This window comes from Nonomuraea typhae, from assembly GCF_009760925.1.
Lineage (GTDB): Bacteria > Actinomycetota > Actinomycetes > Streptosporangiales > Streptosporangiaceae > Nonomuraea > Nonomuraea typhae.
On record NZ_VRLV01000025.1, the window covers coordinates 20,898 to 45,347 of the forward strand.

General features: G+C 70.2%; 28 protein-coding genes. 25 read left to right on the forward strand and 3 right to left on the reverse strand.

The window, feature by feature from the left end; translation table 11 throughout:
* Positions 1-12: 12 nt before the first annotated feature.
* On the reverse strand, positions 13-3,132 hold the full coding sequence (locus FVE25_RS51830) for a ParB/RepB/Spo0J family partition protein (protein ID WP_157254808.1): 3,120 nt from the start codon (positions 3,130-3,132) through the stop codon (positions 13-15).
* A 61-nt stretch (positions 3,133-3,193) separates the two neighbouring features.
* On the opposite strand from FVE25_RS51830, the gene FVE25_RS51835 reads away from it, so the two are divergent.
* The gene (locus tag FVE25_RS51835) at positions 3,194-3,394 is read left to right on the forward strand and encodes a type II toxin-antitoxin system prevent-host-death family antitoxin (RefSeq protein ID WP_157254809.1); all 201 of its coding nucleotides are present in this window, start codon (positions 3,194-3,196) and stop codon (positions 3,392-3,394) included.
* A 91-nt stretch (positions 3,395-3,485) separates the two neighbouring features.
* On the opposite strand, the gene FVE25_RS51840 is transcribed toward FVE25_RS51835, so the two are convergent.
* Positions 3,486-4,037, reverse strand: a complete 552-nt coding sequence (locus tag FVE25_RS51840) for a hypothetical protein (RefSeq protein WP_157254810.1) — start codon at positions 4,035-4,037, stop codon at positions 3,486-3,488.
* 547 nt (positions 4,038-4,584) lie between these two features.
* Between FVE25_RS51840 and FVE25_RS51845 the strand changes: the two genes are divergently transcribed.
* The 3 genes from FVE25_RS51845 to FVE25_RS51855 are packed head-to-tail and all read left to right on the forward strand — an operon-like array spanning position 4,585 to position 6,327.
* On the forward strand, positions 4,585-4,962 hold the full coding sequence (locus FVE25_RS51845) for a hypothetical protein (RefSeq protein WP_157254811.1): 378 nt from the start codon (positions 4,585-4,587) through the stop codon (positions 4,960-4,962).
* Entirely contained in the window at positions 4,955-5,512 is a 558-nt protein-coding gene (locus FVE25_RS51850; RefSeq protein ID WP_157254812.1) for a DUF6879 family protein, read from the forward strand. The genes FVE25_RS51845 and FVE25_RS51850 overlap by 8 nt, the downstream gene beginning before the upstream one ends.
* A gap of 8 nt (positions 5,513-5,520) precedes the next feature.
* Positions 5,521-6,327 (forward strand): helix-turn-helix domain-containing protein, encoded by an 807-nt coding sequence (locus tag FVE25_RS51855; protein ID WP_219826028.1) that lies wholly within the window; start codon positions 5,521-5,523, stop codon positions 6,325-6,327.
* A gap of 213 nt (positions 6,328-6,540) precedes the next feature.
* On the opposite strand, the gene FVE25_RS51860 is transcribed toward FVE25_RS51855, so the two are convergent.
* Positions 6,541-7,320, reverse strand: coding sequence for a GntR family transcriptional regulator (locus FVE25_RS51860; RefSeq protein ID WP_157254814.1), 780 nt, complete (start codon positions 7,318-7,320; stop codon positions 6,541-6,543).
* A gap of 197 nt (positions 7,321-7,517) precedes the next feature.
* Between FVE25_RS51860 and FVE25_RS56915 the strand changes: the two genes are divergently transcribed.
* The 21 genes from FVE25_RS56915 to FVE25_RS51965 all read left to right on the forward strand — a co-directional run bounded on the left by FVE25_RS56915 (position 7,518) and on the right by FVE25_RS51965 (position 24,449).
* Positions 7,518-7,823, forward strand: coding sequence for a helix-turn-helix domain-containing protein (locus FVE25_RS56915; protein WP_343046197.1), 306 nt, complete (start codon positions 7,518-7,520; stop codon positions 7,821-7,823).
* Complete coding sequence (locus FVE25_RS51870; protein WP_157254815.1) at positions 7,820-8,227, forward strand: SsgA family sporulation/cell division regulator; 408 nt, start codon at positions 7,820-7,822, stop codon at positions 8,225-8,227. Before FVE25_RS56915 ends, FVE25_RS51870 begins: the two co-directional genes overlap by 4 nt.
* On the forward strand, positions 8,224-8,517 hold the full coding sequence (locus tag FVE25_RS51875; protein WP_181019989.1) for a hypothetical protein: 294 nt from the start codon (positions 8,224-8,226) through the stop codon (positions 8,515-8,517). The genes FVE25_RS51870 and FVE25_RS51875 overlap by 4 nt, the downstream gene beginning before the upstream one ends.
* Positions 8,514-8,954, forward strand: coding sequence for an ATP-binding protein (locus FVE25_RS51880; protein WP_157254816.1), 441 nt, complete (start codon positions 8,514-8,516; stop codon positions 8,952-8,954). Before FVE25_RS51875 ends, FVE25_RS51880 begins: the two co-directional genes overlap by 4 nt.
* Complete coding sequence (locus tag FVE25_RS51885) at positions 8,951-10,159, forward strand: coiled-coil domain-containing protein (RefSeq protein WP_157254817.1); 1,209 nt, start codon at positions 8,951-8,953, stop codon at positions 10,157-10,159. The genes FVE25_RS51880 and FVE25_RS51885 overlap by 4 nt, the downstream gene beginning before the upstream one ends.
* A 214-nt stretch (positions 10,160-10,373) precedes the next feature.
* Positions 10,374-10,619 carry a hypothetical protein gene (locus FVE25_RS51890; RefSeq protein ID WP_157254818.1) on the forward strand — a complete coding sequence of 82 codons (246 nt, stop codon included), beginning with the start codon at positions 10,374-10,376 and terminating at the stop codon, positions 10,617-10,619.
* Between the two features lie 504 nt (positions 10,620-11,123).
* Complete coding sequence (locus FVE25_RS51895) at positions 11,124-11,426, forward strand: hypothetical protein (protein ID WP_157254819.1); 303 nt, start codon at positions 11,124-11,126, stop codon at positions 11,424-11,426.
* A gap of 163 nt (positions 11,427-11,589) precedes the next feature.
* Complete coding sequence (locus FVE25_RS51900; protein WP_157254820.1) at positions 11,590-11,823, forward strand: hypothetical protein; 234 nt, start codon at positions 11,590-11,592, stop codon at positions 11,821-11,823.
* Positions 11,820-12,092: a hypothetical protein gene (locus tag FVE25_RS51905; RefSeq protein WP_157254821.1), complete on the forward strand. Its 273-nt coding sequence runs from the start codon at positions 11,820-11,822 to the stop codon at positions 12,090-12,092. The genes FVE25_RS51900 and FVE25_RS51905 overlap by 4 nt, the downstream gene beginning before the upstream one ends.
* A complete protein-coding gene (locus FVE25_RS51910) occupies positions 12,089-12,469 on the forward strand; it encodes a hypothetical protein (protein ID WP_157254822.1) in 381 nt (126 codons plus the stop codon). The genes FVE25_RS51905 and FVE25_RS51910 overlap by 4 nt, the downstream gene beginning before the upstream one ends.
* Positions 12,466-12,867 (forward strand): hypothetical protein, encoded by a 402-nt coding sequence (locus FVE25_RS51915; protein ID WP_157254823.1) that lies wholly within the window; start codon positions 12,466-12,468, stop codon positions 12,865-12,867. The genes FVE25_RS51910 and FVE25_RS51915 overlap by 4 nt, the downstream gene beginning before the upstream one ends.
* Positions 12,868-12,869: 2 nt before the next feature.
* Positions 12,870-15,077, forward strand: coding sequence for an FtsK/SpoIIIE domain-containing protein (locus FVE25_RS51920; RefSeq protein ID WP_157254824.1), 2,208 nt, complete (start codon positions 12,870-12,872; stop codon positions 15,075-15,077).
* Between the two features lie 360 nt (positions 15,078-15,437).
* On the forward strand, positions 15,438-16,172 hold the full coding sequence (locus tag FVE25_RS51925) for a hypothetical protein (protein ID WP_157254825.1): 735 nt from the start codon (positions 15,438-15,440) through the stop codon (positions 16,170-16,172).
* Positions 16,173-16,247: 75 nt separating this feature from the next.
* On the forward strand, positions 16,248-18,785 hold the full coding sequence (locus FVE25_RS51930; RefSeq protein ID WP_157254826.1) for a DNA translocase FtsK: 2,538 nt from the start codon (positions 16,248-16,250) through the stop codon (positions 18,783-18,785).
* A gap of 167 nt (positions 18,786-18,952) precedes the next feature.
* Entirely contained in the window at positions 18,953-20,017 is a 1,065-nt protein-coding gene (locus FVE25_RS51935) for a hypothetical protein (RefSeq protein ID WP_157254827.1), read from the forward strand.
* Positions 20,018-20,112: 95 nt separating this feature from the next.
* On the forward strand, positions 20,113-20,766 hold the full coding sequence (locus FVE25_RS51940; RefSeq protein WP_157254828.1) for a Pycsar system effector family protein: 654 nt from the start codon (positions 20,113-20,115) through the stop codon (positions 20,764-20,766).
* A gap of 16 nt (positions 20,767-20,782) precedes the next feature.
* Positions 20,783-21,583, forward strand: a complete 801-nt coding sequence (locus FVE25_RS51945) for a hypothetical protein (protein ID WP_157254829.1) — start codon at positions 20,783-20,785, stop codon at positions 21,581-21,583.
* Positions 21,580-22,800 (forward strand): ParB/RepB/Spo0J family partition protein, encoded by a 1,221-nt coding sequence (locus FVE25_RS51950; RefSeq protein WP_157254830.1) that lies wholly within the window; start codon positions 21,580-21,582, stop codon positions 22,798-22,800. The genes FVE25_RS51945 and FVE25_RS51950 overlap by 4 nt, the downstream gene beginning before the upstream one ends.
* Positions 22,797-23,468: an RNA polymerase sigma factor gene (locus tag FVE25_RS51955; RefSeq protein ID WP_157254831.1), complete on the forward strand. Its 672-nt coding sequence runs from the start codon at positions 22,797-22,799 to the stop codon at positions 23,466-23,468. Before FVE25_RS51950 ends, FVE25_RS51955 begins: the two co-directional genes overlap by 4 nt.
* Positions 23,468-23,944: an ASCH domain-containing protein gene (locus tag FVE25_RS51960; RefSeq protein WP_157254832.1), complete on the forward strand. Its 477-nt coding sequence runs from the start codon at positions 23,468-23,470 to the stop codon at positions 23,942-23,944. Before FVE25_RS51955 ends, FVE25_RS51960 begins: the two co-directional genes overlap by 1 nt.
* Complete coding sequence (locus FVE25_RS51965) at positions 23,937-24,449, forward strand: hypothetical protein (RefSeq protein ID WP_157254833.1); 513 nt, start codon at positions 23,937-23,939, stop codon at positions 24,447-24,449. The genes FVE25_RS51960 and FVE25_RS51965 overlap by 8 nt, the downstream gene beginning before the upstream one ends.
* Position 24,450 lies beyond the last annotated feature (1 nt).

Here is a 24,450-nt window from a genome sequence, read left to right on the forward strand (position 1 = left end):
GAGGCTCCCTTCTTAAGCGTCAGGAGGGATGTCCGAGTCGCCGGGCACGGCCGCCGTGCATCGTGGGGCGCACTCATAGACCCAACCCCCGTCGGCGGTCTCGTCGCGTCTGACGTCGCACGACCAGTGGTTGTTGGTGCGGGCGCTGTAGCTGCAGGCGCAGCTCGGGCAGCTCAATCGCGCGCGGGCTTCGAGCCGTTCGCGACTGTCCTTCAGTCGCTGCTGCTCCCACTCGGTGGGCTGGTAGTCGACCTCGTCCATCAGGCGGTCGTAGTAGTCGACGACCTCCTGGTCCCATTGATGGTGCTGGTAGCGCACGTGTTGTTCGCTTGCGGCCACAGTCATCACCAGGGCCAGCCGCAGATGCAGCGCCGGGTCCTTGCGGGCCTGGGCCGCGTACTCGTAGGCGTCGGCGTCTTTGGCGGCCAACTCGATGTAGGGATCGCCCGTCGCCTCGCCCTCGCCGAGCTCTCGGAGCCAGCGGGTGGCCAGTTTGAGGGTGGAGGCGTCGGTGTTGCGCCGCACGACGGAGTCGGCCAGCAGCGACGCGGCCTGGGCCGCGGTGAGCGCGGTCTTCCCGAGCGCGATCTTGGCGGCGAGCCGCATGCCGGCCTCGGTGCGTTGGCGCTGGGCGAGCTTTTGGTCCTTGCTATCGTCGGCTGGGGCGTCGCCGCGTTCGTTGGCCAGCCGGAAGCTCCGCGGCTGATGCTCGGGATCGCTGTGGGCCTGCGGCGTACGGCAGTAGTACTCCGGCCGCCCGCGCCAGCTGACGGTGGCGACCAGGCAACCGGCCTCCTGGTGAGGAATGAGGTACTCCTCGTCGCCGCCCTCGTCGGCGGGGTGAAGCGCGTGCAGGTAGGACCCCTTGGGGAAGGCCGTCAACGGGTCAACGACCTTCAAGCCGGCACCTTCCAGGTGGGCGCGAACCTGCGCGCGCTTCTCCTCCTCTTGCCGCTCCTCGAGGTGGCGGTTGACCACCTGCTTGGCCCGGTAGCCGCCGGTGACCTGCTTGAGAGCTGCTGTGACGCGGTCGGCGTCGTCACCGAGCCGGCTCAGCTCGACCGCATCCGCAGTGGAGATGGCCCCCGCGCTGAGCGCCTCCTGCGCGCGGTCGGGCAACCGCAGCAGAGCCAGGCGCTTGGACACCTGTCCCTGGGCGCAGCCGAGCCGTTGCGCGATCTTGCGCTGCGACCAGCCGCGGCCGGCCAGCTCCTGCATCGCGCGCGCCTCGGCGAGCGGCTCAAGGCCCTGCCGGATTCCGTCGCCGTTCTCCGAGAGCATGACGATCAAGGCCTCATCGCCCGCCAGGTCGTCGCGGATAACGGCCGGCACCCGGGTGAGACCAGCCTCCACCGCGGCTCGGTGGCGCCGGTGTCCGGCCAGGATCACGTGCGTCGCGGCGGCGTCAACAGACGGCCAGTCCGCGGCTGCGTGCGCGGCCGCGGTGACGACCACCAGGGGTTCCAGGACGCCGACCTCGCCGATGGACGCCTGGAGCTCCTCCAGATTGCCCAGACCAGTGCGTGGATTGGCGGGATGGGGGGCGAGGTCAGCCAGCGTCAGCTCGGCCGCGATCATCATTGCGGCGGCAGGAGGGGGTTGATCCTCTCCATCGGTGGCGGCCGTCGGCGCCATGGCGTCGGTCGACGTCTCGGACAAGGAAGCCTCCTGAGATGTTCGCTTGCGGTGGCCGGCGGGCGAGTAGGGCGCCGGGCCGGGTGCTTCGTGAGTGAGCGGTTCGTCGGGCGGGTCCAGGGCGTTGGCGAGATACAGCCGTGAAGGAGGGCGCGGGCTATCCCGCAGGGCGGGCTGAACGGCGCCGGGCTCGGCGGCCGGGTGGCCCAGCCGGATCGAGGTCGCAGCTTCGATCCGGGCGGCCGCGGCGCTCGCCTCGGCCTCGTCATCGAAGGGGCCACACAGCACGACGTCGCCGCTCAGCGTCCACCAGCGGCGCCTGGCCCTCTCGACGGGCAGCAGGATGGGGAAGAACAAGCTGGGGTTGATCGTCTGAATCTCGCCCCCGGGGCGACGAATGCGCAGCCCGTACAACATGGAGTTGCCGGGCACGCCGGCCAGCAACTCGATCGCGTTGACCACCACGCCCTCGCTGCGGACGATCTCGGTGGCGCCGCCGCCGTAGTCGATGAGCAGCTCGTCACCGACAGTGCCGCATTCTGCGAGCTTGCGGACGTGGCGGGTTTCGTGCTCCCAGCCAGCGTCGCTCACCAGCTGGTGGGTCAGGCTGTCTGACGCAGGCAACTCGGCCAGCTGATAGCGGTAGTCGTCTGGGGCGGGGTGCGTGAAGACCTTGTGCCGGACCGCCAGGCGCGCCGCGAGGGCGTCATAGTCGGCGCTGATCGGCACCTCACCCTGCCACAGCCATCCGGCAAGACCGCGCTGCAGGCCCAGGTAGCGAGCAATGGCCCGGCCGGCGACCTGCCCGTCATCAAAGACACGACCAAGCTCCAGGGGCCCGCCGGCCGCTCGCTGCAGGCGCTGCTCGCGGCGTTCCGCCTGGCGGCGCTCCTTGAGGTAGGCCCGATCCTGCGCCACGTCGTACGCGGTCTTGAGAACCTGCTCGCGAGGTATCGGCGCGACGCAGACCTCGACACGGGCACGGCCCTCACGTACGGCTGCGGTAACCGCAGGCAGGTTAAGGTCTGGGTCGCTCATGCCAGCGTGCCTACGGGCCTGGTCTATGGCCTCCAGCGTGACGTACACGACGGTGACCGGGTCGTCGTGCTCGCCGCTATCGACGACGCCACGGCGTACACGGTCACCCTGGATGATCCAAACGACATCGCCGGGCCGGACCAGCGGAGCACGCTCCAGACCCACTGTGCCAACATCGGCGCACAGGCTCATGCTGAGAGAGGCCGCCCGCAGTTCCCGCTCGGCCACCTGCCGACCGGCTCGGTCGGCAGGCCGGCCAGGCGCTGTCGGAGTGCAGTCGTCGTGATGATCTGGCTGGTGCGGCGGCGCGGCCAGAAGGGCGATTCCGGCGGAATCGGCGATGTCCGCGCCGACGGTCCTCTCCCGCCCGAGGGAAGGCTCGCCCTGATCGACCGCCTGGCGGTGAGCAGGCGGCGGCTCTCCGGCGGCCATGCCGCTGCCGATCTTCTCTCGCTCCATCAAAGCTCCCGTTCTTGTGTACACTAATGTACACATGTGAACGCGGGTTAGCATAGGTGTCATGACGGACCGGGAAGGACGCGAGCCCAACGAGATGAGCGTGCGCGACTTGCGTTCTGAGCTAGCGGATGTGCTTAATGACGCCGCCGTGTATGGCCGAATCACCTACGTGACGAATCGAGGACGACGAATCGCAGCGGTGGTTCCCGTTCCGATCGCAGACCAGGCGATTGAGCCCGCTGTGGAGGGCGCTGAAATCTAGTGCGAAGGCGAGCCGGCCAGCAGCTCAGCGGCCTCGCGCACTTGGCGAATCTGGTCGGCCAATGCCTGTTCGGTGTAGTGCGCCTGTGACGTCAAGTCCTCAAGCGCCCTGGCGGAGGTGCTGTCGGCCGCCGCCGACAGGCTATAGGCAACGTCGGCGCCTTCACCTGTTCTGCATACCGCTCCAACGCTCGGACCCGGTCGCTGACGGTCTCAAGCGCCTCCCTGAACGTCCGTGCTGCCGGACTCAGCGCGCCCTCATCAGGCCCGCCCGTAGGAATCGAGAGGTCAGGGTGACGTTGCCGCAGCTGTGACAGTCCGCGAAGCGCTTGGGCGATCTCCCACTCCTGGCGAGGCAGCACGACTTGGTTGTGGATGCTGTCGAGCAGACCGGCCTGGTGAACCTCCGACCCAAAGACTAGGTCGACGGCGGCTTGGGCACGGGCAAGAAGATCGCGCGAACCTGTGTCCAACTCGTCCGGGCCGATGTAGCGGCCGTACGTCCGCCGCAGCAGCTTCTCCTGGGAGCCCTCGCCGATCCGCAGCGCCAAGAGCAGCGAAATCAGCATGGGCAAGAAGGGAACGATCACCAACAGGTAGGCACCCACCAGGGCTGCGTCATGGAGCCAGCCCAACACCTGCATGAACCCATCGAGCCGAGGCGTGAGCCACAGAGCGAAGGGATTCACTGTCCGGTGCGCGACCATGAAGCCAGCGACGCCAGCAACACCACTCAAGATGAATCGGCGAGACCGCCGTCCCGCGGGACCTACTTCCACGTGACCCCGCCATCGCACGCGGCGAACCACCGGTGGACTGGCTGGCGCGGAGCGTGGATTGATTCTCAGTAGGAATCGCCGTTGCGCCTCAGGGAGGTCAGGGTCCACGGCTACCCGAGGAGGTGCAGGAAGGGCTGTCCGGCGGATGTCGGCCATTGCGACTGTCCTCCTTGTCCAGCGCTTGTAAGCAAGGTAACCGCGCCTGAGGTTCGGAGCGAGAGCTTGTTGCTGTGGATGTCGGATCATGCGCGCTCATGCTCTGGCTTTTGCGTGATCCCTTTGGCTAGGAGTTGGGTTCCTAGAGGTGCCTTTGGCATGTTTCAAGATCAACCCAGATCCTATTCAAATTGATCTTGACTGAAAGTGAAAGGGTGCTAATACTCGCAAGTGGAGAAAGGCCTCATCGGAGGGAGTGAGTCCGCTGAACCTGCGCCTGCTTCGCAAGAGCGACTGCGACATCGGCCGCGAGTGCCCGAGTATCAACGCCACCGATCAGAACACACTCATTGTCCAGGGCTACGTCGTCGGTGTGAACGACGTAGCCGCCGCCGGCTTCCTCGTTCGACAAGGGTGGACAGCGGTCGATGTACCGTTGTCGCTCGTTCCTGAGCTCCGCGATGTTGCTGGCTGGCCTCACCTGCATGTCACTGGCCGCGATACCGTCCTGGTCTATGGACCTGAGCTGACCGACGCCGAGGCGTTGGCCGAGCTTTCTATTCCTCCGGGCGAGGCCGCTGTGGAGCTCCCCGTATCCTCGCTGCCGCTGAAGGAGGCGCTGAACCGTGCTTGACGGCAAGGAACTTGCCGCCTACATCGATGAGCGTTTCACCAGCACGCTGTTCCGGTTGGAACAATTGCCGGTGTACGACGTGGCGGCCAACGGCGACGATCTTGCTCGTTACCTGGCGGGTGAGCCTGGCCCTGATATGGGTCGTAAGGGCCCCTGGCTGGACGTTATCCGTGACGAGGTCTCCCGCGGCCTGAACACCTACCGCGTCCACGTGGTGAAGGGCCCGCTGACCGACTACGAGCGGTTCGAGTTCGAGTGGGGTTTCGCCCTCAACGCAGAAGCTGGCGAACACATCCGTATCCTCGACCTGACCGAGGTTGCCCGCCCGGCCCAGCTGATCGATGAGGACTTTTGGCTGATAGGGGAGGATCACGGCGTCCGCATGTACTACAACGACGTCGGGAACTTCGTCGGTGCCAACCCCGTGGTGGACCGCGAAACCATCAGGGCTTACAGAGCCGCTCGGACGGCAGCCTGGAACACGGGCGTCCCGTTCGCCCGATACTGGCGCGACCATCCTCACTATTGGCGGGAGCGCCCAGCAGCATGACCTCGCCCATGTCATTGCCGGATGCCTTGCGGAATCTTCGCCAGGCATCCGGCCTATCCCAGACCGCCGCGGCGGAACGGTCCGGGGTCAACCAGACGAAAATCTCCCGTGCTGAGACAGGCCGGGGGCTCGTCGACAAGGACGAGGTCGCGGCTCTCTGCCGCGTCTATAACGCCTCACCCGGCACTCGCCGCCAGCTGATCGCTATGACCGAGGCACTTGCCGCCAGCCGTACCCCGCGGCGGATGGTGCTGCAACGTGGTGGCTGGGCGATGCAGGAACGTATCGGCAAGCTGGAGAACGCCGCCAAGACGATCCGAAACTTCGCGCCCTCTGCGATCCACGGCCTTCTCCAGATCCCCGCCTACATCGAGGCCCTTTTTGGAGCTTCGCTAAGTCCTGAAAACCTCACGCGCACCGTCCAGGCACGCCTCAACCGACAGCGCGTTCTGGAAAGTGACCGGGAGTTCCACCTCGTGATGGGCGAGGGAGCCCTGCGCTGGTGCATGGGTAGCGCCGCCATCATGGTCGACCAACTTGAGCACCTAATCCATCAATCCGAGCGACCGAACGTTCACGTCGGGATCATCACCTGGACTACACCCACAACCATCCCTGGCCTGCATCCCTTCACCCTCTACGACGACCAGGCCGCCCTGGTGGCCACACAGAACGCCACAGCGGTTATCACTGACCCTCGCGACATCGCCGACTATCGAGGCTATTGGGACGAGCTTCAGCCCTTCGTCTCGTGGGATGACGAGGCCCGCGACGCGGTCCACCACGCAGCTGAGGACTACCGAAGGATCATGTGAACGGAGCATGCCCGTGCATACTCGTTCGACCTCCAAACTATTCATTGTGATCATGAATAAGTGCTGGCGATGAGGTCCTGCAACGATCAAAGATCGTCGACGCTTGCAATCTGCGAGATCGCGTCAACCTGGATCTGCTGTGGTTCGCAACGGAACGGGACCACGGCCAATGGGTGGTCCCGTATCTCCGTTGCACCACAGTTCGAGGTGGAGTTAGTCCGGGATCTCGAAGGTGTAGGACCAGGCGAAGCGGCTGGAGGCGTGAACGCCTCTGGCGTACTCGATTGGGCGACCTTCTGCCGTACGGGTGACCCGGTGAAGCTCGACCACCGGCTCGCCAGCGGGAAGGTCAAGTTTCAGGGCTTCGTCGATCGTGGGCATGCGGGCGAACAGGTCTTCTGTGATCTCGTGAGGCGGGAGGCCCTGGTCGGTGAGCACTTGGAAACCCCCGGAACGGCCGGCAATGCCGGGGCGCGGATCGGTCAGCGGCGTGCCCTCAACATCGGCTTGACGGTAGTACGACGTGATGCTGTGAGTCGGAGCGCCGTCCCTGAATACCACCCGGTCGCGCTCGTACACAAGATCGCCGACCTCAATTTGCAGAGTTGCTGCGGTGCGCTCATCGGCCTCGACCAGGGCAACATCCTGTGTCTGGCTTCCCTGCTGCATGACGGTGGGGCTGTCGACGCGATCGTCGGGATGTGCCTCCACGGTCGTTGTCTGCCAGCGGTGGCGGGCGTAGCGGTCGGGGCCGAGCCGCCGTACGGGGTTGGCCTGGCGAACGTAGGCGCCGGAACCGTGGATGGCGATCACCAGGCCCTCGGCCTTCAGCGCGGCCAGAGCCTTCAGAACGGGGCTCTGAGTAACCCCGTACCGCTCGGCGAGGACGCGGACGGCCGGCAGTTTGAAACCGGGCGGAAGCTGGCCGGACTGAATCTCGGCTCGCAGGTCGTCGGCAATCCGCCGGGAGGGCGGGGTCTGGCTTTGCTTCATGGATCCACCATACGCCATTTGCTGTACAGCACTTCCTTGACGGTGCTCCGAGCGCCGTCTACGGTGAGAAGTGCCATACAGCATCTGCTGTTTAGCACATCACTGCAAGTGTCGAATGTCCGAATCACAAAGAACGGCCTCGGTGCTGCAACACCGAGGCCGTGAACGAGTCGCCTACCTGGAAGGACACACGACTCATGTCCATCATGGACGAACTGGCCGCCTCCGGCGACCGGCTGCTGACCACTGCGGAGGTCGCCGGGGTCTACCGCGTCACGCCGGCCACGATCAACCGCTGGGCGCGGGAGGAACGGCTGAAGGCCGTCCCCACGCCCGGTGGTCACCTGCGCCGCTTCCGTGAGCGCGACATTCGTGCCCTACTTGCCGAAGACGCGCTGAGCGAGATCACCACTGGGTCGGTGTCCGAGGCCGCTCTCACCCTGTTTCCTGAGGGTCTGTCGAGTGACCAGCAAGCCGCCTCCGACAAGGCGATGGTCGTATGAAGACCATCACTCGTGGGTTGGTCCTGTGGACCGAAGACCAGCAGCGACTCAGGGCGATCATCGCCTACCAACCGACGGACCCGTACGCGGTCCGTTTGGCCTTCGTCGAGGGCGGCCCGAACCGGGAGACCGTGGTCTACCGGTTTGCGCGGGACTTGCTCGCTGAGGGCCTGGACCAGGCGGCCGGTGAGTGCGATGTGCTGGTCGCGCCTCACGTGGTGCCGGGCTGGCAGGTGATCACGCTGCGTCCGGGTCCTGACGCGCGGATGACCGTGTACACCGAGACCGGCCCGGTCGAGGAGTTCGTCACCGACATCTACCGGCTCATCCCGATGGGGCGCGAGCGTGAGCTGGTCGATGTCGACCAGGCGCTTGCGACGATTCTCCGGGGGGTGGCGCTGTGACCGCCGTCGTCACCTCCGCGATCAGAAGGCTCGGGCTGAACCGGGACGAGGTCGTGCTGCTCGTGGCCCAGTACGCCGAGCTCGTGGCCGCGGCGCGGGCGAGCGTGGCCGCCGAGGACAGGGGAGAGCCCAATCCGCTGGTGCACGTCAGGCACGCGCTGGCCGGCCACGGCCAGTTGCCGCCGGACGGCATGGCGCCGCTCACGCTGCTGGCTCACCCGGAGGTTCCGGTCCTGGCCGCCTGCCTGTGCGCGGATGGGTGCCCTGGCTGCGAGTGGACGGGGAGATGACGCTCATCGCCGCCGCCCCCGCGGCCGACTCCTTGCAGGCCGACCTCCTGCAGGCCGACGTCCAGCGTGGCTTCACCGGCACGCCGGACCAGGTGGGAGAGGCCCGCGCGTGGGTGCTGGGCCTGCTGCAGGGATGCGACCGGCGCGATGACGTGGCGCTGGCCTTCACCGAGCTCGGCGCCAACGCGGTCCTTCACAGCGCCTCCGGCCGGGACGGCGGCATGTTCACGGTACGGCTGGCGCTGAGCTCGACCGAGGTGGAGCTCAGCGTGGTCGACCAGGGCCCGCTCAGCGTCCCGGCGCAGCGCGAAGCGGATGAGTCCGGCCGCGGCCTGAGCATCGTGCACCAACTGGCCGACGAGTACCGGGAGGAGATCGCCGCCACGGGCCGCACCGCCACGTGCCGGTTCGTGATCACGAGCGGAGAAACGGCATGAGCAGCGCCGATGCCGCCCCGGCGAAGGGGACGAGTGACACCCACGGCCTGGGCGTCTGGGTGGCGATCCTGGTCGCCGGCGCCCTGTCCAGCCTGTTCTTCAACATCCGTGACGCCTTCCTGACCGCCGGGAAGGGGGCAAGGGTCGCGGCTGCAGCCGCCGAGCGGGCCGGCGCGAGCCAGGAGCACATCGACCAGCTCCTGAAGGCCGGCCCGAGGTTCTGGGACTTGGCGGTCCCGCTGATGGTCGCCGTGGTCCCGATCCTGTTCGCCGCGCTGTTGTCGCACACCTTCGGCGACCCGGTGGCAGGGCCCAAGGCCAAGAAGCTGGTCGTCGCGATCTTCATCGCCGCGATGCTGATGTCGCTCAAGGCGCACCTTGAGGTCATCACCCCGTCCGCGGGGCCGGTGGCCGCGCTGGGCATCTGGTTGATCGCCGACACGTCGGCGCTGATCGCCCTCAACATGATCACCAAGACCATCGCCCAGCGCCGCCGGGATGCGACCATCGCCGCCCTGTCGTCGGACATCGAGCGCCAGCGCGCGGCGATGGAAGCGGACATGATCGCCCGCCTGCAGGCGGACATGGCCGAGCGGCGATCGGACATGGCATCGGCCATGCGCTCGGACATCGAGTCGGCCATCGCATCGGACATGGCCGCTCTCCGCTCGGACATGGAGTTGGCCGTGCGCTCGGACATCGCCGCCCTGCGCGCGGACATGGAGGCGGAGCTCCAATCGGACATGGAGGACCGGCAGAGGGACTTGGACCTCCAGGCGGCCCGCCGCGAGCAAGCGCTCGAGGAAGCGTTCGGGCGTCGCCAAGCCGAACTGGAGGAGCAGTTCCAGCGCCGCCGTACCGCCGTTCAGGAAGAGCTGCAGATCCTGAGGCAGGCCGCGAGCCGGCCCCGCCTCAACGGCGGCGGTCCGGGCCGCGCCCACCTGGAGATCGAGGCCGGTGCGGGCGCGGGAAGCGGCTCTGACCTGGGGCCGCCGACCGCGGAGGAGAAGCGGCTCGCCGCGATCGCGCTGCTGAAGGTCGACCCGAGCCTGAGCGGCGCCGAGATCGCCCGGCTGCTGTCGGAGAAGTGGCGGGACCGGCTGGAGAGCCCGCTCGCGGCCAAGACGGGGCAGCGGCTCAGGGCCGCCGCCGAGGAGGCGCTGAGCGACGAGGGCGAGCGCTCCCTGGCAGGTGCCGATGCCTAGCCCCGGCCGACCCGCACATGGGTGCGCGCCCGCCGATTCCGCCGGAATCTGCGGCCCGCGCGCCAGGCATGTGCACCGCACACCCCCTCGCACACCCGCCCGCACACGCACCGCGCACCGCCGAAGGCCCTGATGGTGAGTCTCCCCTGCCAGCGCAGGCGCGGCCCTGGCAGGGGTCCTGACCAGCAGAACCTCATCGAAAAGGGAGACCCAGATGAAGCATTCGAACCATCCGTCCGGCAGTGACGATGCGGCGGGGCCGACGGGGCACGGCCAGACCAGCGTCGCCGACCTGGTGCGCGCGCACCTGCCGGCCGTCGGCGTGAGCGGCTCGGGCAAGCGCGCCGATATCGCCCGCCACGTGTTCACACGCATCGCCGAGCTGGAGGCCGCCGGGGTGCCGTACGAGCTGTTCGTGGGCGACCCCAAGGCCTTCCCGGCCGCGCCCACGACGGCCTGATCTTCCCGATTCCTTCCGCGATTCCTTCCGATGGAGAGCTTCACGATGGCAACGCTGACCTCATCCAGCCCCGGCTGTGAACGCGGCCCGTGTGAACGCGCCGTGGAGCTCGTGGATGCCCGAAGGGATTGCGCCGGCGGTGGGGATCGAGCGCTGCGTGTGGCCGCCGACCGCAGGCACCCCGGCCCGGATGGCGACCCGGATGTCCGCCTGGTGACCGCTCGGCGGAGCGGACAGCACCGGCGGTTGAGCCGCCTCGCTGTCCGGCTGGCTGTCCGACAGGTGGCCCGCCAGATGTCCGCTTGGCTGTCCGGCTCCACGTCCGCCGGACGCCCGCCCGAAGGCTGGCGGGTGTCCGCCCGACCCCAGTCCGGTGTCCGCCCAGGCGCCGGTCCGATGTCCGTCCTTCCTGTCCGTTCTGACGTGTCCGCCCGGCCCCGGTTCCACCCGACGCGGGCGGCACCCATCCATCCCCCGATCAACCCGACCCAAGGAGACACCGCAATGGAGCATCGGAGATTCCGCATCGTCACTGTCGCGCTGGATGACAAAGAGGAGGTGCGCGAGATCACGGCGATCGTCCGCAGCGACACCCACAAGGTGATCACGGAGCTGGTCGGCGACGTCGCCGCCGTGCCGCGGGGCAGCGACGGCGCCGAGCTGACGGTCGCGCTGCCCGTGGAGACCGCGATCAAGCTGTTTCGCACCTGCGGGCAGATGACCGGCCGGGACCCACACCACGAGCACAGCAGCGCGATCTACGACAGCCTCGGCCACATCTACTTCGGCCTGATCGAGGTGGAGTAGAGCCGCGATGCGCCGCCTCAGCCAGGCAAACACCACCGCACATGCACGAGGCGCAGCCGCGCACCGGCCGCACATGCCCGCACATCAACCGACGGTCACCGCACACCGGTACCGCACACCCGTCGCCCACCACCGCACCCGATCCGGAAGGGGGACCACGCGGATGAGAACACCTCAGTTCCTGCCCCTGCTGGCGGCAGCCGCCGCTGCCGGTTTCGCCGGCTGGGTGGTCTTGCTGACCACCACCGAGGGACCGGCAACCGCCATCGCCGCGGTGGCCCTGCTCTGCGCGGCCACCGTCAAAGGGCACTCCTGGTGGTCGAGCCGCCACAACGACCGGCCGGTCGCCAGCCGGGTCGACGCCGGGCTGACGAGCGAGGAGGGGTGGTGGCGATGAGTCGGCTGCTGGCCCCCGGCTGGCCCGAGCGGCTGCTGGAGCACCTGGCCGTCGTGCTGCTGGCGCTGGCGGCCGTGGTGCTGGAGTTCGCCCTGGCTGAGTCGGCGACGCTGAGCGGCCGCGGGCGCGCCGTGCGGCGGCGCTGGCGGCGGGCCGCGAGCGAAGTCACCACGGTGGAGCGTCACCGCGACGGCCGCACCGTCGTCCGTACGGCCACCCAGCAGATCGCCCTGCGCCTGCTGCGCGACGCGATGGGAGAACTGGCATGAACCGGGCCGGCAGAAGCCTGCGCACGCAGGTCAAGGCCTTCGACACGGCCCAGGTCACGGGCAGCCACGAAGGGATGGCCACCTACCTGGACAACACCGAGTCCCTGTCGCGCACGCTCGCCACGATGCTCTCCATGGACGCCGAGCTCGCGGCCACCTGGCTCCGCCACCGCAAGCCCAGCCAGGGCAAACGGCTGGGCTTTCGCGAGCGCTGGCAGCTGTCCAGGAGGATCCGCGGCCACGGCAAGAACGGCGCCGACGCGCTGCTGGAGGCCGCCAAGCACGTGCGCCGGATGAAGGAGCTCCACGAGGACTTCGTGGCCGCCTCCGCACTCGGCAGCGGCGGCGGCAAGCACCGAGGAGAGGAGAGGCCGTGAGCAAGGACATCGACCTGGTCAAGCAGGCCAACACCTTTCAGGAGGCCGAGCTGACCGGCTCTCACCAGGCCTTTCGCGACTACACCGAGGCCGGCCGGGCGATGCTGGCCGACGTCGCCCGGACCATCTTCGAAGACGCCAACGAGATGGCCCGGTGGATGCGCAGGCGCGACGGCAAGGACGGCCGGGCGTACGTGCCCTGGCTGAAGCGCATGTATCTGAGCTACCGCCTGCGGGCCAACGGCCACAACAGCGCCGAGGCGGTGTTGGAGGCCGCCAAAGCCGTCGTGCGGATGGCGGCGGTGCATCAGGAGTTCATGGTGGGCGAGCGTCGCGTCAACGGCCGCGGCCGGCGCGCGGGCCGCTACGACAACGGCGAGCGCAAGGGTGGTGTCTGAGGATGGCACGCAACGAGACTCCCAACCTGCCGGCCGAGACCGAGCCGGTGGTGTCCACGGGCGGCGGCTGGCTGCTGGTGCACGGATTGCCGCTGGTCACGCCCGCCATCTTGGCGATCGTGTACGCGGGACTGATCGAATGGGCGCACCACGCCTGGGGCGGTCGGCCGGTGCTGACGCCGCTGATGGCCATCGTGTTGCTGCTCATCGGGGCGGGATGCACGGTGTTCGGCTGGCTGGCGGCCGGGCGCCGGTTGCTGTTGCGGGTCCTGACCGTGGTCAGCGGCGGGGCCGCGACTCTCACGCTGGTGGTGGGCTTGATCGTCGGCATGGGGGTGATCTGGCCCGGCTACGTGGTCGCCAGCCTAGTGGTCTGGGTCCTGTGGACGATCTGGCGAGGCGGCAAGTACGCCCGCACCCTCGGGCACGGGGAGCAGGCATCCAACCCGCTCATGGAGGCGATCCGGGCCTCCAAGGTGCAGTTCAGCGGTGCCAAGGTGGACGAGCGCGGCGTGATCAGAGCCAAGGTGCGCACCACCGACGGCGCCACCCTGGACGATGCCCGCGCGCTCATGCCGGCCCTGGCCGCCGCGGCCCGGGCGGTGCCGGGCGGCTCGGCCCTCAACGGCGACCCCAAGGCCGAGGGCCTGGGCGAGATCGAGATCGCCACCCGCGACAACCTGGCCGTTCCCGGCGGTATCCGCTGGCCGGGCCCGGCCGAGGTGGGCGCCAACCCCACCGTGCCGTTCGCGGTCGGGGAATACCAGACCGGCCCGTGCATGGTGTCGCTGGTGGGCGACTTCGACAGCGACCCCGACGCCGAGGACATCGGCCACCTCAAGATCGGCGGCGTCACGGGTTCCGGTAAGTCCTCCGGCGCCCGGATGATCCTGGCCAACCTGGTCATGCGCCGCCGGCTGAACATCGTCGGCATCGACCTGGCCAAGGAACTGCAGACCTTCGGCCCGGTGGCACACGGCCTGACCTGGGTCATCAACGACGCCAGCGAGGCCCGCAGGTTCATGAAGCGCATGCGCCTGGTGGTCGAGGGCCGTACCAAGCACCTGGCCCGGGAAGGTCTGATGCGCTGGTCCCTGCGCAGCTCGCTGAACCTGCTGCTGATCTGGATCGAGGAGTCGGACGAGTTCATGGCCTTCGAGTCCGACTACGTCTTCCTGCTGGGCAAGGCCCGAAGCGCCGGGATCATGGTGGCCTCCAGCCTGCGCCGGGCCACCTACCGGTCCATGCCGACCGACGCCCGCGCCGACCACACCGCCGGCATGGCCTTCGGCTGCGACAGCGCCGAGGACGTGGAGTACATCCTGCCCGTCCCGGCCCTGCAGGCCCTGGGCAAGAACCTGCCGACCTGGGGAACCACCCGGCGCGGCTACTGCTACATCGCCGGCCTGGGCATCCCGGCCCAGCGCTGGGCCCGGATGCTGCGCATCTACAACCCCCACGACGAGCAGTTGATCGAGGCCGCCAACCTGGGCGCACGCTACCGCGATCCGATGGACCCGGTGACCGCCGGCCTGTTCGGCGAGCTGTATGAGCACCGCACCTTCTACACCGGCCCGGTCTGGGGCCCCGCCGCGGCGCCGCCGAACACCGCGCCGCATGCCGCGCCGGCCGCCCCTGCACGGCCCGCCCCGGTGCCTTCCACGCGGCCCGAGGCGGCGAGCACCATCACCGCGAACGGCGCCCCGGCCGCGAGCCGGAGCAGCCGCTACCCCGACGACGACCAGGAGAGGGAAATGGGGATCGAGGAGACGACCACCGCAGAAGCACAACAAGCGCTTGCTTGGATGAGGAAAGATCTCGCCGAGTCGCGGCGCAAGCACCTGGGCGAGGACGCGCAACCGGTCGACTTCGACGAGAACGTCGACCCGCACGCGCCGATCGACGGCGACATCGACCCGGACCTCAACGAGGACGACCCCGCCGGCGAGGACGGCCAGTCCCGGCCCAAGCTGAGCACCGAGGCCGCCCAGCGCGTCTTCGACGAGAAGCTGGATGCCCTGTACCGCAGCGGACAGGAGGCGATCTTCACCCAGGACCTGGTGGCCTGGACGAACGAGGTCGGCCGCGAGCGCCGCTTCCTGTACCGCCAGCGGGATCGATGGGCCGAACTCGGGTGCATCGCCGACCGCGGCGACGCCGAGGGCTGGGACATCATCGCCTCACCGATGGAGAAGACGACCGTCGGCTGATTCCGGGGCGCGGGGCCACCGCCGTGACGGCCGGTGACCGGCCCCCGCCCCCGTGAACGCTCCGTAACCGCACCTCTGTGCGCTGTGCGGGGTGTGCGCGGCGGTGACTGTCTATAGGGAAGACGCCATGTGCGTAAGCAGCGCACATGATCCGCGCACCTTACGCACATGCCTTCGCGCATCATCCGCACAACCGCCGCACACCCACCGTCCATCACGCAGAGTAACCGCGCATTCGGGGAGACGCCTCCCGCGCACCGCCGCAGCATCCACCGCACACCCGCACACGGTGCCAGGGGCAGCGCACAGCCCCACCGCACCACCCCAAACCGGCGATCGCACGGAACAAACGGAGAGACCATGACGAACACTCCCACAACGCCGCTCAACGGACATCGGTATCTCGACAGGGACACCCATCTGACCAGCGCCGAGCAGCGGCTGCTGGCCGAGCTGTCGCACATCACCGCGCCGCAGGAGCGCGCCCAGCTGCTCGGCGCGCTCGCCGACGTCGAGGACGACGCCGGCTACCCGGCCCGCGCCCGGCTGCTGTGCCTGGTGGCCGAAAGCGAAGAGCTGTTGGCCGATGAGGAGGCCGACCCGGTCGACCCGGCCTTCGAGCACGAGATCTGGTACCGGCTCGCCGTCACCGCCGACCGCAGCAGCCGCGCCGCCCTCCTGGAGGAGATCTTCTTCGAGTGGGCACAGCCGCAGTTCGGCGTCGAGGCGGGAATCCTGCTGGCGATCGCGCAGACCGAACGGGCCACCTGCACCGGCCAGGCGCCCACCACCGCCGAGGCCACCACCCTGGCGCACCCGGGCGACCGGCACGAGCCCACCCTGCGCCCCGCCCCGGCAGACCCGCCAGCCGTACCGGACGCCGAGCCGGACACGGCCACGCCGGCAGAGCAACTGCGCGCGCTGCTGCGCGCCGCCGCCCCCGCGCTGAAGCGGGCGCTCGGTGTGGGTGCCGCCCTGCTGCTGGTGGCGCTCGTGCTCCTGCACCCCTCCCTGGAGGTCAAGCTCGCCGCCGCCGCCGCGCTGCCGATCGGGCTGCTGGTCCTGGTCTGCATCTCCTTTTGCCGAAGCCTGTAGCGCGCCCGCCCCGCGGCCGACGGCCGCCTCGTCATAACCAACCGTCTTGATCGCCCGTGTGGAGGAGATGACCTCATGGTCACCCGTCGCAGAACCACCACTCGCACCACCCGCCGTGCCCCCGCCGCCAGCCGCCCCGTCGCCCGCCGTACCAAGAGCCCCGGCGTCCTGGACGAGCTGTGGGAGTTCACCTGGAGCCTGCTCAAGCTGGCCTGGAACCTGCTGGGACTCATCGCCCGGGGGACCGGCAACCTGGTCCGCGCCGCCGGCGGCGGACAGACGCACAAGGTCGACCCCGCTCAGCGCCGCGACGGGACCGGCCTGGCCGCGCTGGCCACCGCCATCGTCTTGGCCATCGTCGGCACCCACCCGACCGTCGGCGTCTTGGACCTCCTGGTCCTGCCGATCGCGGTCGTGTTCGGCATGCTCACCCGCTTCGGCCTGCCGCTGATCCTCATCTGGCTGGCCCTGCGACTGTGGCGCCATCCGGACCAGCACACCGCAACCATGCGCCGAGCCACCGGCCTGATCGCCCTGGCCGCAGCGGTCAACGGAGTGGCCCACCTGGCCAGCGGCACCCCCATGCCCGGCACCAGCCGGGCCAGCTGGACCACGATGAGCGACACGGGCGGGCTGCTGGGCCTGGCCGCCTCCTTTCCCGCCCGCTGGCACGTCCTGGCCGCCATCCCGCTGCTGGGCCTGCTCATCTGGTGCGGCCTGCGGCTGACCGCCGGTCGGCCGCTGCTGCCCCTGCAGCTGCAGCTGCGGCTGCCGGCGGCAGCCGGACAGCAGAGCACCCAAGTAAGGCGCGGTGCCGACCGCTACGCCGGCGATGCCACGCAGGCCGCGACGGCCGACACCCCTACGGTGATCAACACCGGCACCGTGATCGCCGAGGCGGCCACCCCGGCCGCGGGTGCGGCGGCCGCGCCCGCCACCGGGCCGGTCGTCGACTTCAGCACCGTGGTCCAGGGGCCGGCCCCCTTCGACAACGCCGTGATCACGCAAGACGGCGCTCCCGACCCGAGCGGACCCACCGGCGTGCCTCCGGCCTCCGCCGTCGACCAGGCCGGGCCGGGCGAACAGGGCCCGGCCGGGCCCGGCTACCTCCTGCCATCGCTCAACCTGCTGCGGCCGGGCAGCGCCGTGCGCGCGCACACCGCCGCCAACGACCAGGTCGCCGCCGCGCTCAACAGCGTTTTCGAACAGTTCACCGTCGCCGCCGAGGTCACCGGTTTCGTCCGCGCCCCGCAGGTGACCCGCTATGAAGTGGTGCTCGGCAAGGGGGTGAGCGTCAAGAAGATCACCAATCTGAGCGAGAACATCGCCTACGCCGTCGCCAGCGGCCAGGTGCGCATCCTCAACCCGATCCCCGGCAAGTCGGCCGTCGGCATCGAGATCGCCAACACCGACCGCGACCTGGTCAGCCTCGGCGACGTGCTGCGCTCACCGGCCGCCCAGCAAGACCGGCACCCCCTGGTGGTCGGCCTGGGCAAGGACATCGACGGCCGCACCATCATGGCCAACCTCGCCAAAATGCCGCACCTGCTCATCGCCGGCGCCACCGGCTCGGGCAAATCCGTCTGCATCAACGAGATCATCACCTCGGTCCTGACCCGGGCCACGCCCGAGCAGGTCCGTCTGCTGCTGATCGACCCCAAACGGGTAGAGCTGGCGATCTACGCGGGAGTCCCGCACCTGACCACGCCGATCATCACCGACGCCAAGAAGGCCAGCACCGCGCTGGAGAGCGTGGTGGTGGAGATGAACAGCCGCTACGACGACCTGGCCGCCTACGGCTTCCGCCACATCGACGACTTCAACGCCGCGGTGCGCGCCGGCAAGATCACCGCCCCGCCCGGCAGCAAGCCACTCCAGCCGCGCCCCTACCTGCTGGCCATCATCGACGAGCTGGCCGAACTGATGATGATCGCCCCCAAAGAGATCGAAGACACCATCGTGCGGATCACCCAGCTCGCCCGCGCGGCCGGCATCCACCTCGTCGTGGCCACCCAACGGCCCAGCGTCGACGTGGTGACCGGACTGATCAAGGCGAACATCCCCTCGCGGCTCGCCTTCGCCACCGCCAGCCTCGCCGACTCACGGGTGATCCTGGACCAGCCCGGCGCCGAGAAGCTGATCGGTCAGGGCGATGCCCTCTACCTCCCGATGGGCGCCAGCCTGCCGATCCGGCTGCAGAACGCCTTCGTCTCGGAACAGGAGATCGCCGCAGTCGTCTTGCACTGCAAGCGCCAGGGCCGCACCGGCTCAAGCCCGGCGCCCACCAGCCCGGCGCCAGCACCGGCAGCGGCCACGGACCAGGCCCCGCCGGCCGACCCCGGCCCCAGCGCCGCCGACAGCCAGGCCCAGCAGGTCGACGACCTCGACCTGCTGATCAAGGCCACCGAGATGATCGTGTCGACCCAGTTCGGCTCGACCGCGATGCTGCAGCGCAAGCTGCGCTTGGGCCACCAGGCCGCCGTCGCCGTGATGAACCAGCTGCAAAGCCGCAACGTGGTCGGCCCCGATCAAGGCAGCAAGGCGCGCGAGGTGCTCGTGGCCCCCGACGGCCTGAACCAGCTGATCACCGCCTGGAAGCGGGCGGCGGCCTGATCGACGGTGCGAGCGGCCGCCCCACGGGAAGCGAGCACCTCGCTCACCGACAGCCGCCCCCGCCCCTTCCACCCTCGGGTGGCCAAGGCCGCCATGACCTGACTCGCATCACCCCGGCCACACCCAGCCAGATCCAACCGATCACACGATGAGGAGTGCAGCCAACGATGACCTTCACCACCAACATCACCACCACGATTCCACGGAATCGCCCGAGCACCCCGCCCCCGCGAGTCCCTCTGCTCAACCTGCTGTGGGGGAGCGCCGGCGGAGGCATCCTGGCGGTGGCCATCGTCGCGGCGGCGCTGGCCCTTGCCGGCCACGGCAGCACGCCCGCAGCTGTGGCGGGCACCGTCCTGGCGGCCGCGCTGTGCCTGCTCACCACCGCCACGATCGCCACCCGGGCGCTGGGGCGGCCCGCCGCACCGGCCCAGCTGCCCGCGGACGACGCCGACCCGGCCCAGATCCGCGCCCTGTACCGCGAGCGGGCCGCTCTGATCGCGGCCGTGGCCGCCACCTGCCCGGCGGTCCTGTGCGACAACGACCCCGCCGCCGGGCGGCCGGTCGTCTACCTGACAACGCCCTACGGCCAGCTGTCCTGGCACATCGACGCCGCCGACCTGGACCTGTTCGCGAACGTTCGCATCGCCGCCCCCGGCGATGCCGACGCCCCCGTATGGGACGGCCACAGCACCACGCTCAAGCATGGGCGGCTGGCCGCCTACACCCGGCTGCTGACCATGCTCGCGCCGCTGGCCGGCGAGCGCGCCACGGCAATATGCCAGGCGGGCCGGCCGGGCGAGCGGCCCTTCGCGGGCCGGTGGAGCGGCCTGCTGCTGACCTTCGGCGAGCCCACCGTCGAAGGCCACCGGATGCTGGAGCCCACCCTCCAGTCCAGCGACCCCTGGATGGCCGACGCCGAGCTGTTCGACGAGAACGGCATCGTGATCGGCAGCGTCGAGGAGGCCTGGATCCTCAACGGCGCCCTATACGGCTCGGGCAGCATCTTCGCCACGCCGGCCGGGCGCGCGGCCATCGACCGCCTCGGCGGCCCGGTCGAGGTGCAGCTGTCGGCCGCCGACGTCGCCCCGGTGCAGGAGGGGGAGCAGCGGCTGGTGCTCGAGCACCGGCTCCATGAGCCCTGGCACGTGCAATCGGTACGGCTGCGCGACAGCCAGACCCAGCCCGCCGCGCGGATCGCCATCGTCGCCGCCGCGCACCAGCACCCCTAGCAGCAAGGGCGCATTCCAGGCGGGCCAGTCGCCAAACCAATCCCACCGCGGAACGCGCCCTCGATCCCCGCTCGCAGGAACGGAGTACACCCATCATGACTGACGATCTCGGCACCCGGCACCGCCCGAGCCCCCCACGGCGGACGATGACCTACCTCACGCCGGTCCCCGACAGCCCGGAACCCAGAGACACCGCCGCCCCGGACTCCGGCAGCCACCTGCCCACCGCCTTCCCCTCCTCCATGACCGACCCCGACCGTCAACGGGAGCTGTGGCACATGGACAACGACAGCGCGGCCCAGCTTGCGGACGAGGTCGACGCCGTGCGCGGCGAGCTCGGCCGTGCCGACGCCAAAGCCGGGATGCTGCTGCAACTGGCCGCCGGCGCGGCGGCCCTGGTCGGCGCGCTGACCACGGCCGCCGCCAGCCACCTGCCCGCCGCCGCCCAGGCCGGATGCTGGCTGGGCACCGCGCTGCTGGCCGCCGCCGTCGCCGTGCTGCTCGGCGTGGTCGGGCCTGACCTGCCGCGCCGCGGCCAGCTCGGCTACGGCTTTTGCGCCTACGCCACCGCGACCGGCCCTGAGGAGTTGCTCGGCATGGTCGCCAGCGGCGAGGACCGCCTGGCCACCACGCTGATCAGCCTGTCGCAGCTCGCCTGGATCAAGTACCGGCGCGTGCGCTGGGCGGTGCGGCTGCTGCACGCGGCCCTGGCCATCTTGATCCTCGCCGTCGCGCTGGCCGCGCTGTAGCCACCCGGAGGCAGCCATGACCACGACCACGACCACGGCCGCTGACCTGAGCGGGGCCACGAGCTGGGCGACGACCTCGCTCGGCCGACAGGGCGTCAGCGCCGTCAACGGCCTGCCCGGCCACCGCAACGACGCCGAACGTGAGCGGCTGCAGCGCAGCGCCACCCACCTGGCCGCCGCGGCGCGCGGACTAGCCCAGGCCCAGCAGGGGCTCGCCACCACCCGGCAGCACCTGCTGCCGCTGCTTCAGGCAGGCTGGGAACGCGCCGGTAACTCTGAGCGGGTCGGCGAGCTGGCCGTCCACGACCAAGAGGACCTGCAGCACGAGATGGACGGCGCCGCGCGAGCCCTGCGGCACATCGAGCGGATCTGCGCCACCCTCGACCGGGAGATCGTCGCCGCCCGGCTCCTTTCGGACCACCCCCGCCACGCCGGGCTTCCCGACGCCGACGAGGCGCAGGCCAACGGAGGCCTGGCGGCCGCGATGCACGCCGCGGCGGTCGGTGGCCACCAGCCGCCCTTCCGCGGGCTGATCGAGGACGTCGCCGACCTGCGCGAGGCCGTCGTGACCGCCGGGCTCACGCTCGACGACATCGCCGGCCTCCACCAGCGCACCCGACGCACCAGGTGGGAGCGCTGCCCCGCGCACGAGTACGAGGCCGACGAGAGCCTGCTGCACAGCTGTGACGCCTGCATCCTCCAGGCCAGCGCCGAATGCGCGCATTGCGGCCCGCCCTGGCCCTGCCGCACCCGGGCGCTGGTCGACGCGTGCCCGATCGCCCCCACCTTCGCCACGGCACCGGAGGTCACCCCATGACCGCCACCACCAGCACCGTGACCACCCCTGCGACCAGCACCGCCACCGTCACGGCACCCGCCGCGCCGGGCACCCTGCATCCGGAGCTGGCCAAGGCGTTGGCGTTGCTGGCCACCCAGCACACCGTGCAAGAGACGGCGCAGCTGCTGGACTGGCCCGCCGGCGCGATCCGGGCCCTGATCGCCCACCAAAAGGGCTGGCTGATCAACGAGCAGGGCCACGTCCACGACCCCAGCCGGCCGGGCCACCGCGTACGGCTGCCCGCCGGATTCCCGACGGCGGCACTGGCCTGGGCCAAGCACGTGCGCCAGGGACAGCCCCACCCCGAAGCGCCGAGGCCGATCGCGGCGCCCATCGTCGCCGCGCCCGTCGATGCCGCGACGGCGGATCTTCGTGGACTACGGGTGGCCTGCCTGCCCGTCGACCGCATCCACCCCGACCCCGGCAACGTGCGCGAGAACGTCGGCGACGTCGCCGAGCTGAGCGCCAGCATCCGCGAGCACGGGGTGCTGCAGCCGGTGACCGTGCAGCCCCTGCCCGGACAACCCGGCCATTACCAGCTGGTGATGGGGGAGCGGCGTCACACCGGCGCGCTGCAGGCGGGCGAGCGCGAGCTGGTAGCGATCATCTCGCCCGAGCTCAGCCGGGCCGTCACGCTGGAGCGCATGCTGGTGGAGAACTGCCAGCGAGCCGAGCTCAGCCCGATCGACAAGGCCGAAGCCTTCGGCGAGCTGCGCGACGTGCACCACTACTCCGTCACCCTGATCGCCCAGCGCGTCGGGCTGAGCCCGTCCACCGTCTCCTACTTCCTGTCCCTGCTTGACCTGGACGTCACCACCCGGGAGCGGGTGCGCTCGGGTGAGTTGCCCGTGGGCGAGGCCGTCGCGCTGGTGCGCCGCTTCCGCGCCGGCGAACGTCAGAAGGAAGGCCGGCAAGACAGCAAGACGGCCAGCCAGAACGTCGGCCGCAAGAGCAACCGCAGGCCGGGTCAGGCGTCCTGGGAGCCCGACCACTTCACCACCCGGCACCCACTGGCCAAGCAGGCCCAGCAGCGATGCCGAGAGCAGGAGCACAGCTCTCGCCGGCAGGTCGGACAGGTGGCCTGCGGCCAGTGCTGGGAGCAGACGATCCGCGCGGACGAGCGACACGCCGATACCGCTGCGCGCGACACGCGCCCCTGCCCGGACGGCTCCATTGGGCGGGAGGCCACAGCATGATCCCCACACCGGCATCCGCCCCGACCACGGCGTCGGTGACGGGCTCCGCGACGGGCGCGGACGTCCTCACCGAGCCGCACCCGCCGCACGAGGACCTCGCCGCCCGCTACGCCGAACACCGCAGCGTCCTGCACGGCATCGCGCTGCAGCTCCTGGCCGACCCGGCCGCCGCCGAGGACGTGATCGCCGACGTGATCACGCACCTGCTGGCCACCGGCCGCCGGCCGCGCAAGCCCGAGGGCTGGCGCGCCTACCTGAGCTGGGCCGTGACCCACCGGGCGATCAGCGTGCTGCGCACGCGCGCCGTGGCCAGCCGGGCCACCGACGCGCTCGCCCGGGCCCGCGAGCAGGTGGCCCCTAGCGCCGAAGAACTCGCCCTGGCCCATATCGCCAGCGTGCCGATCCGGCAGGCGCTGAGGCGGCTACCCGAACGGCAGCGGCAGGTGACGATCCTGCGCTACTGGGGCGGCCTGCAGGAAGCCCAGATCGCCACCCGGTTGAGCATCAGCCGCGGCGCGGTGAAATCCCACAGCGCCCGCGCCCGCGCCGAACTGCGGCGCCTGCTGTCCGGCCAAGACGAGCCGCAGGCCCGCCGACCGGCCCCGGGCAGGCGATCGGTGTGTTCGCGACCCGGCGGCAGCCCCGCAGCGGCAAGGCGGGCCGCCTGATGGACACGCCGATCGAGCTGTGGGCGCTAACCGTACGCCAGCCCTGGGCCTGGGCCCTGGCCCGGGCCGACATCGAAAACCGCAGCTGGACCACCACCTATCGGGGCTGGCTGGCCATCCATGCCGGCCGCGCCCTGGTCGACGACGTCGCCTGCGCCCAGGGCTTCATCGCGGCCCGGCTGGGGCCGCGCTGGCGCCCGCACCACCCCCGTCAGTCGCTGCGCGCCCGGGGACAGGTGCTGGCCCTGGCGCGGCTGGACGCCGTATGCGACGGCCCGGCCCAAGGGTGCCGATGTCGCTCGCCATGGGCGACACCCGGCCAGTTTCACTGGCACTTCGGCGCCTGGCACGCCCTGCGCCAGACGGTGGCTGCCGTAGGCGCACAAGGCCTGTGGCGACTGCCGGCGACGGCCACCGCCACCGTGCTCACCTACCTGGACGACCCGGCCCGGCACGAGGTGATGGCCCATGCCTGAGCAGCAGCCCGGCCCGGCCGGGCCCGGCCCGCAGGACCTGGAGGAGCTCATCGCGCGGATGGCGCCCCCGGCCGATGCGCTGACCTGGTTCGTGCACACCTACCAGCCCGCCGCCGTGCACCGGCTGCTGGCCGGGCTGAACGTGCTGGAGTTGCGGGCGCTGGCGGTGGTGCTGGCCAAGCTGCGCCGCCCGCGCTGGAGCCTGCCCGAGGACGGCATCGTCGATGAGCTCGCGGTGGAGATTGCCGCCCGCGGTGAGCAGGTCGCGCTGACCAAGACCGAGCGCCGCCGAGCAGCCGAACGCATCGTCGCCGCCGGCCACAGCGCGGCGGAGCTGGGCACGCGGCTGCACCTGAGCGGAAGCACCGCGCTGGCCCTGTACGAGGAGATCCAGGCCGCCCAGCAGGCCGGCGCCAAAGAGGCCGATCCGGCCGCCGCGCCGCAGGACCGGGACCCGATCGCGGCACCGACCTGCCACGGCCGATCCAGCGGGAGGGCCGCCTGAT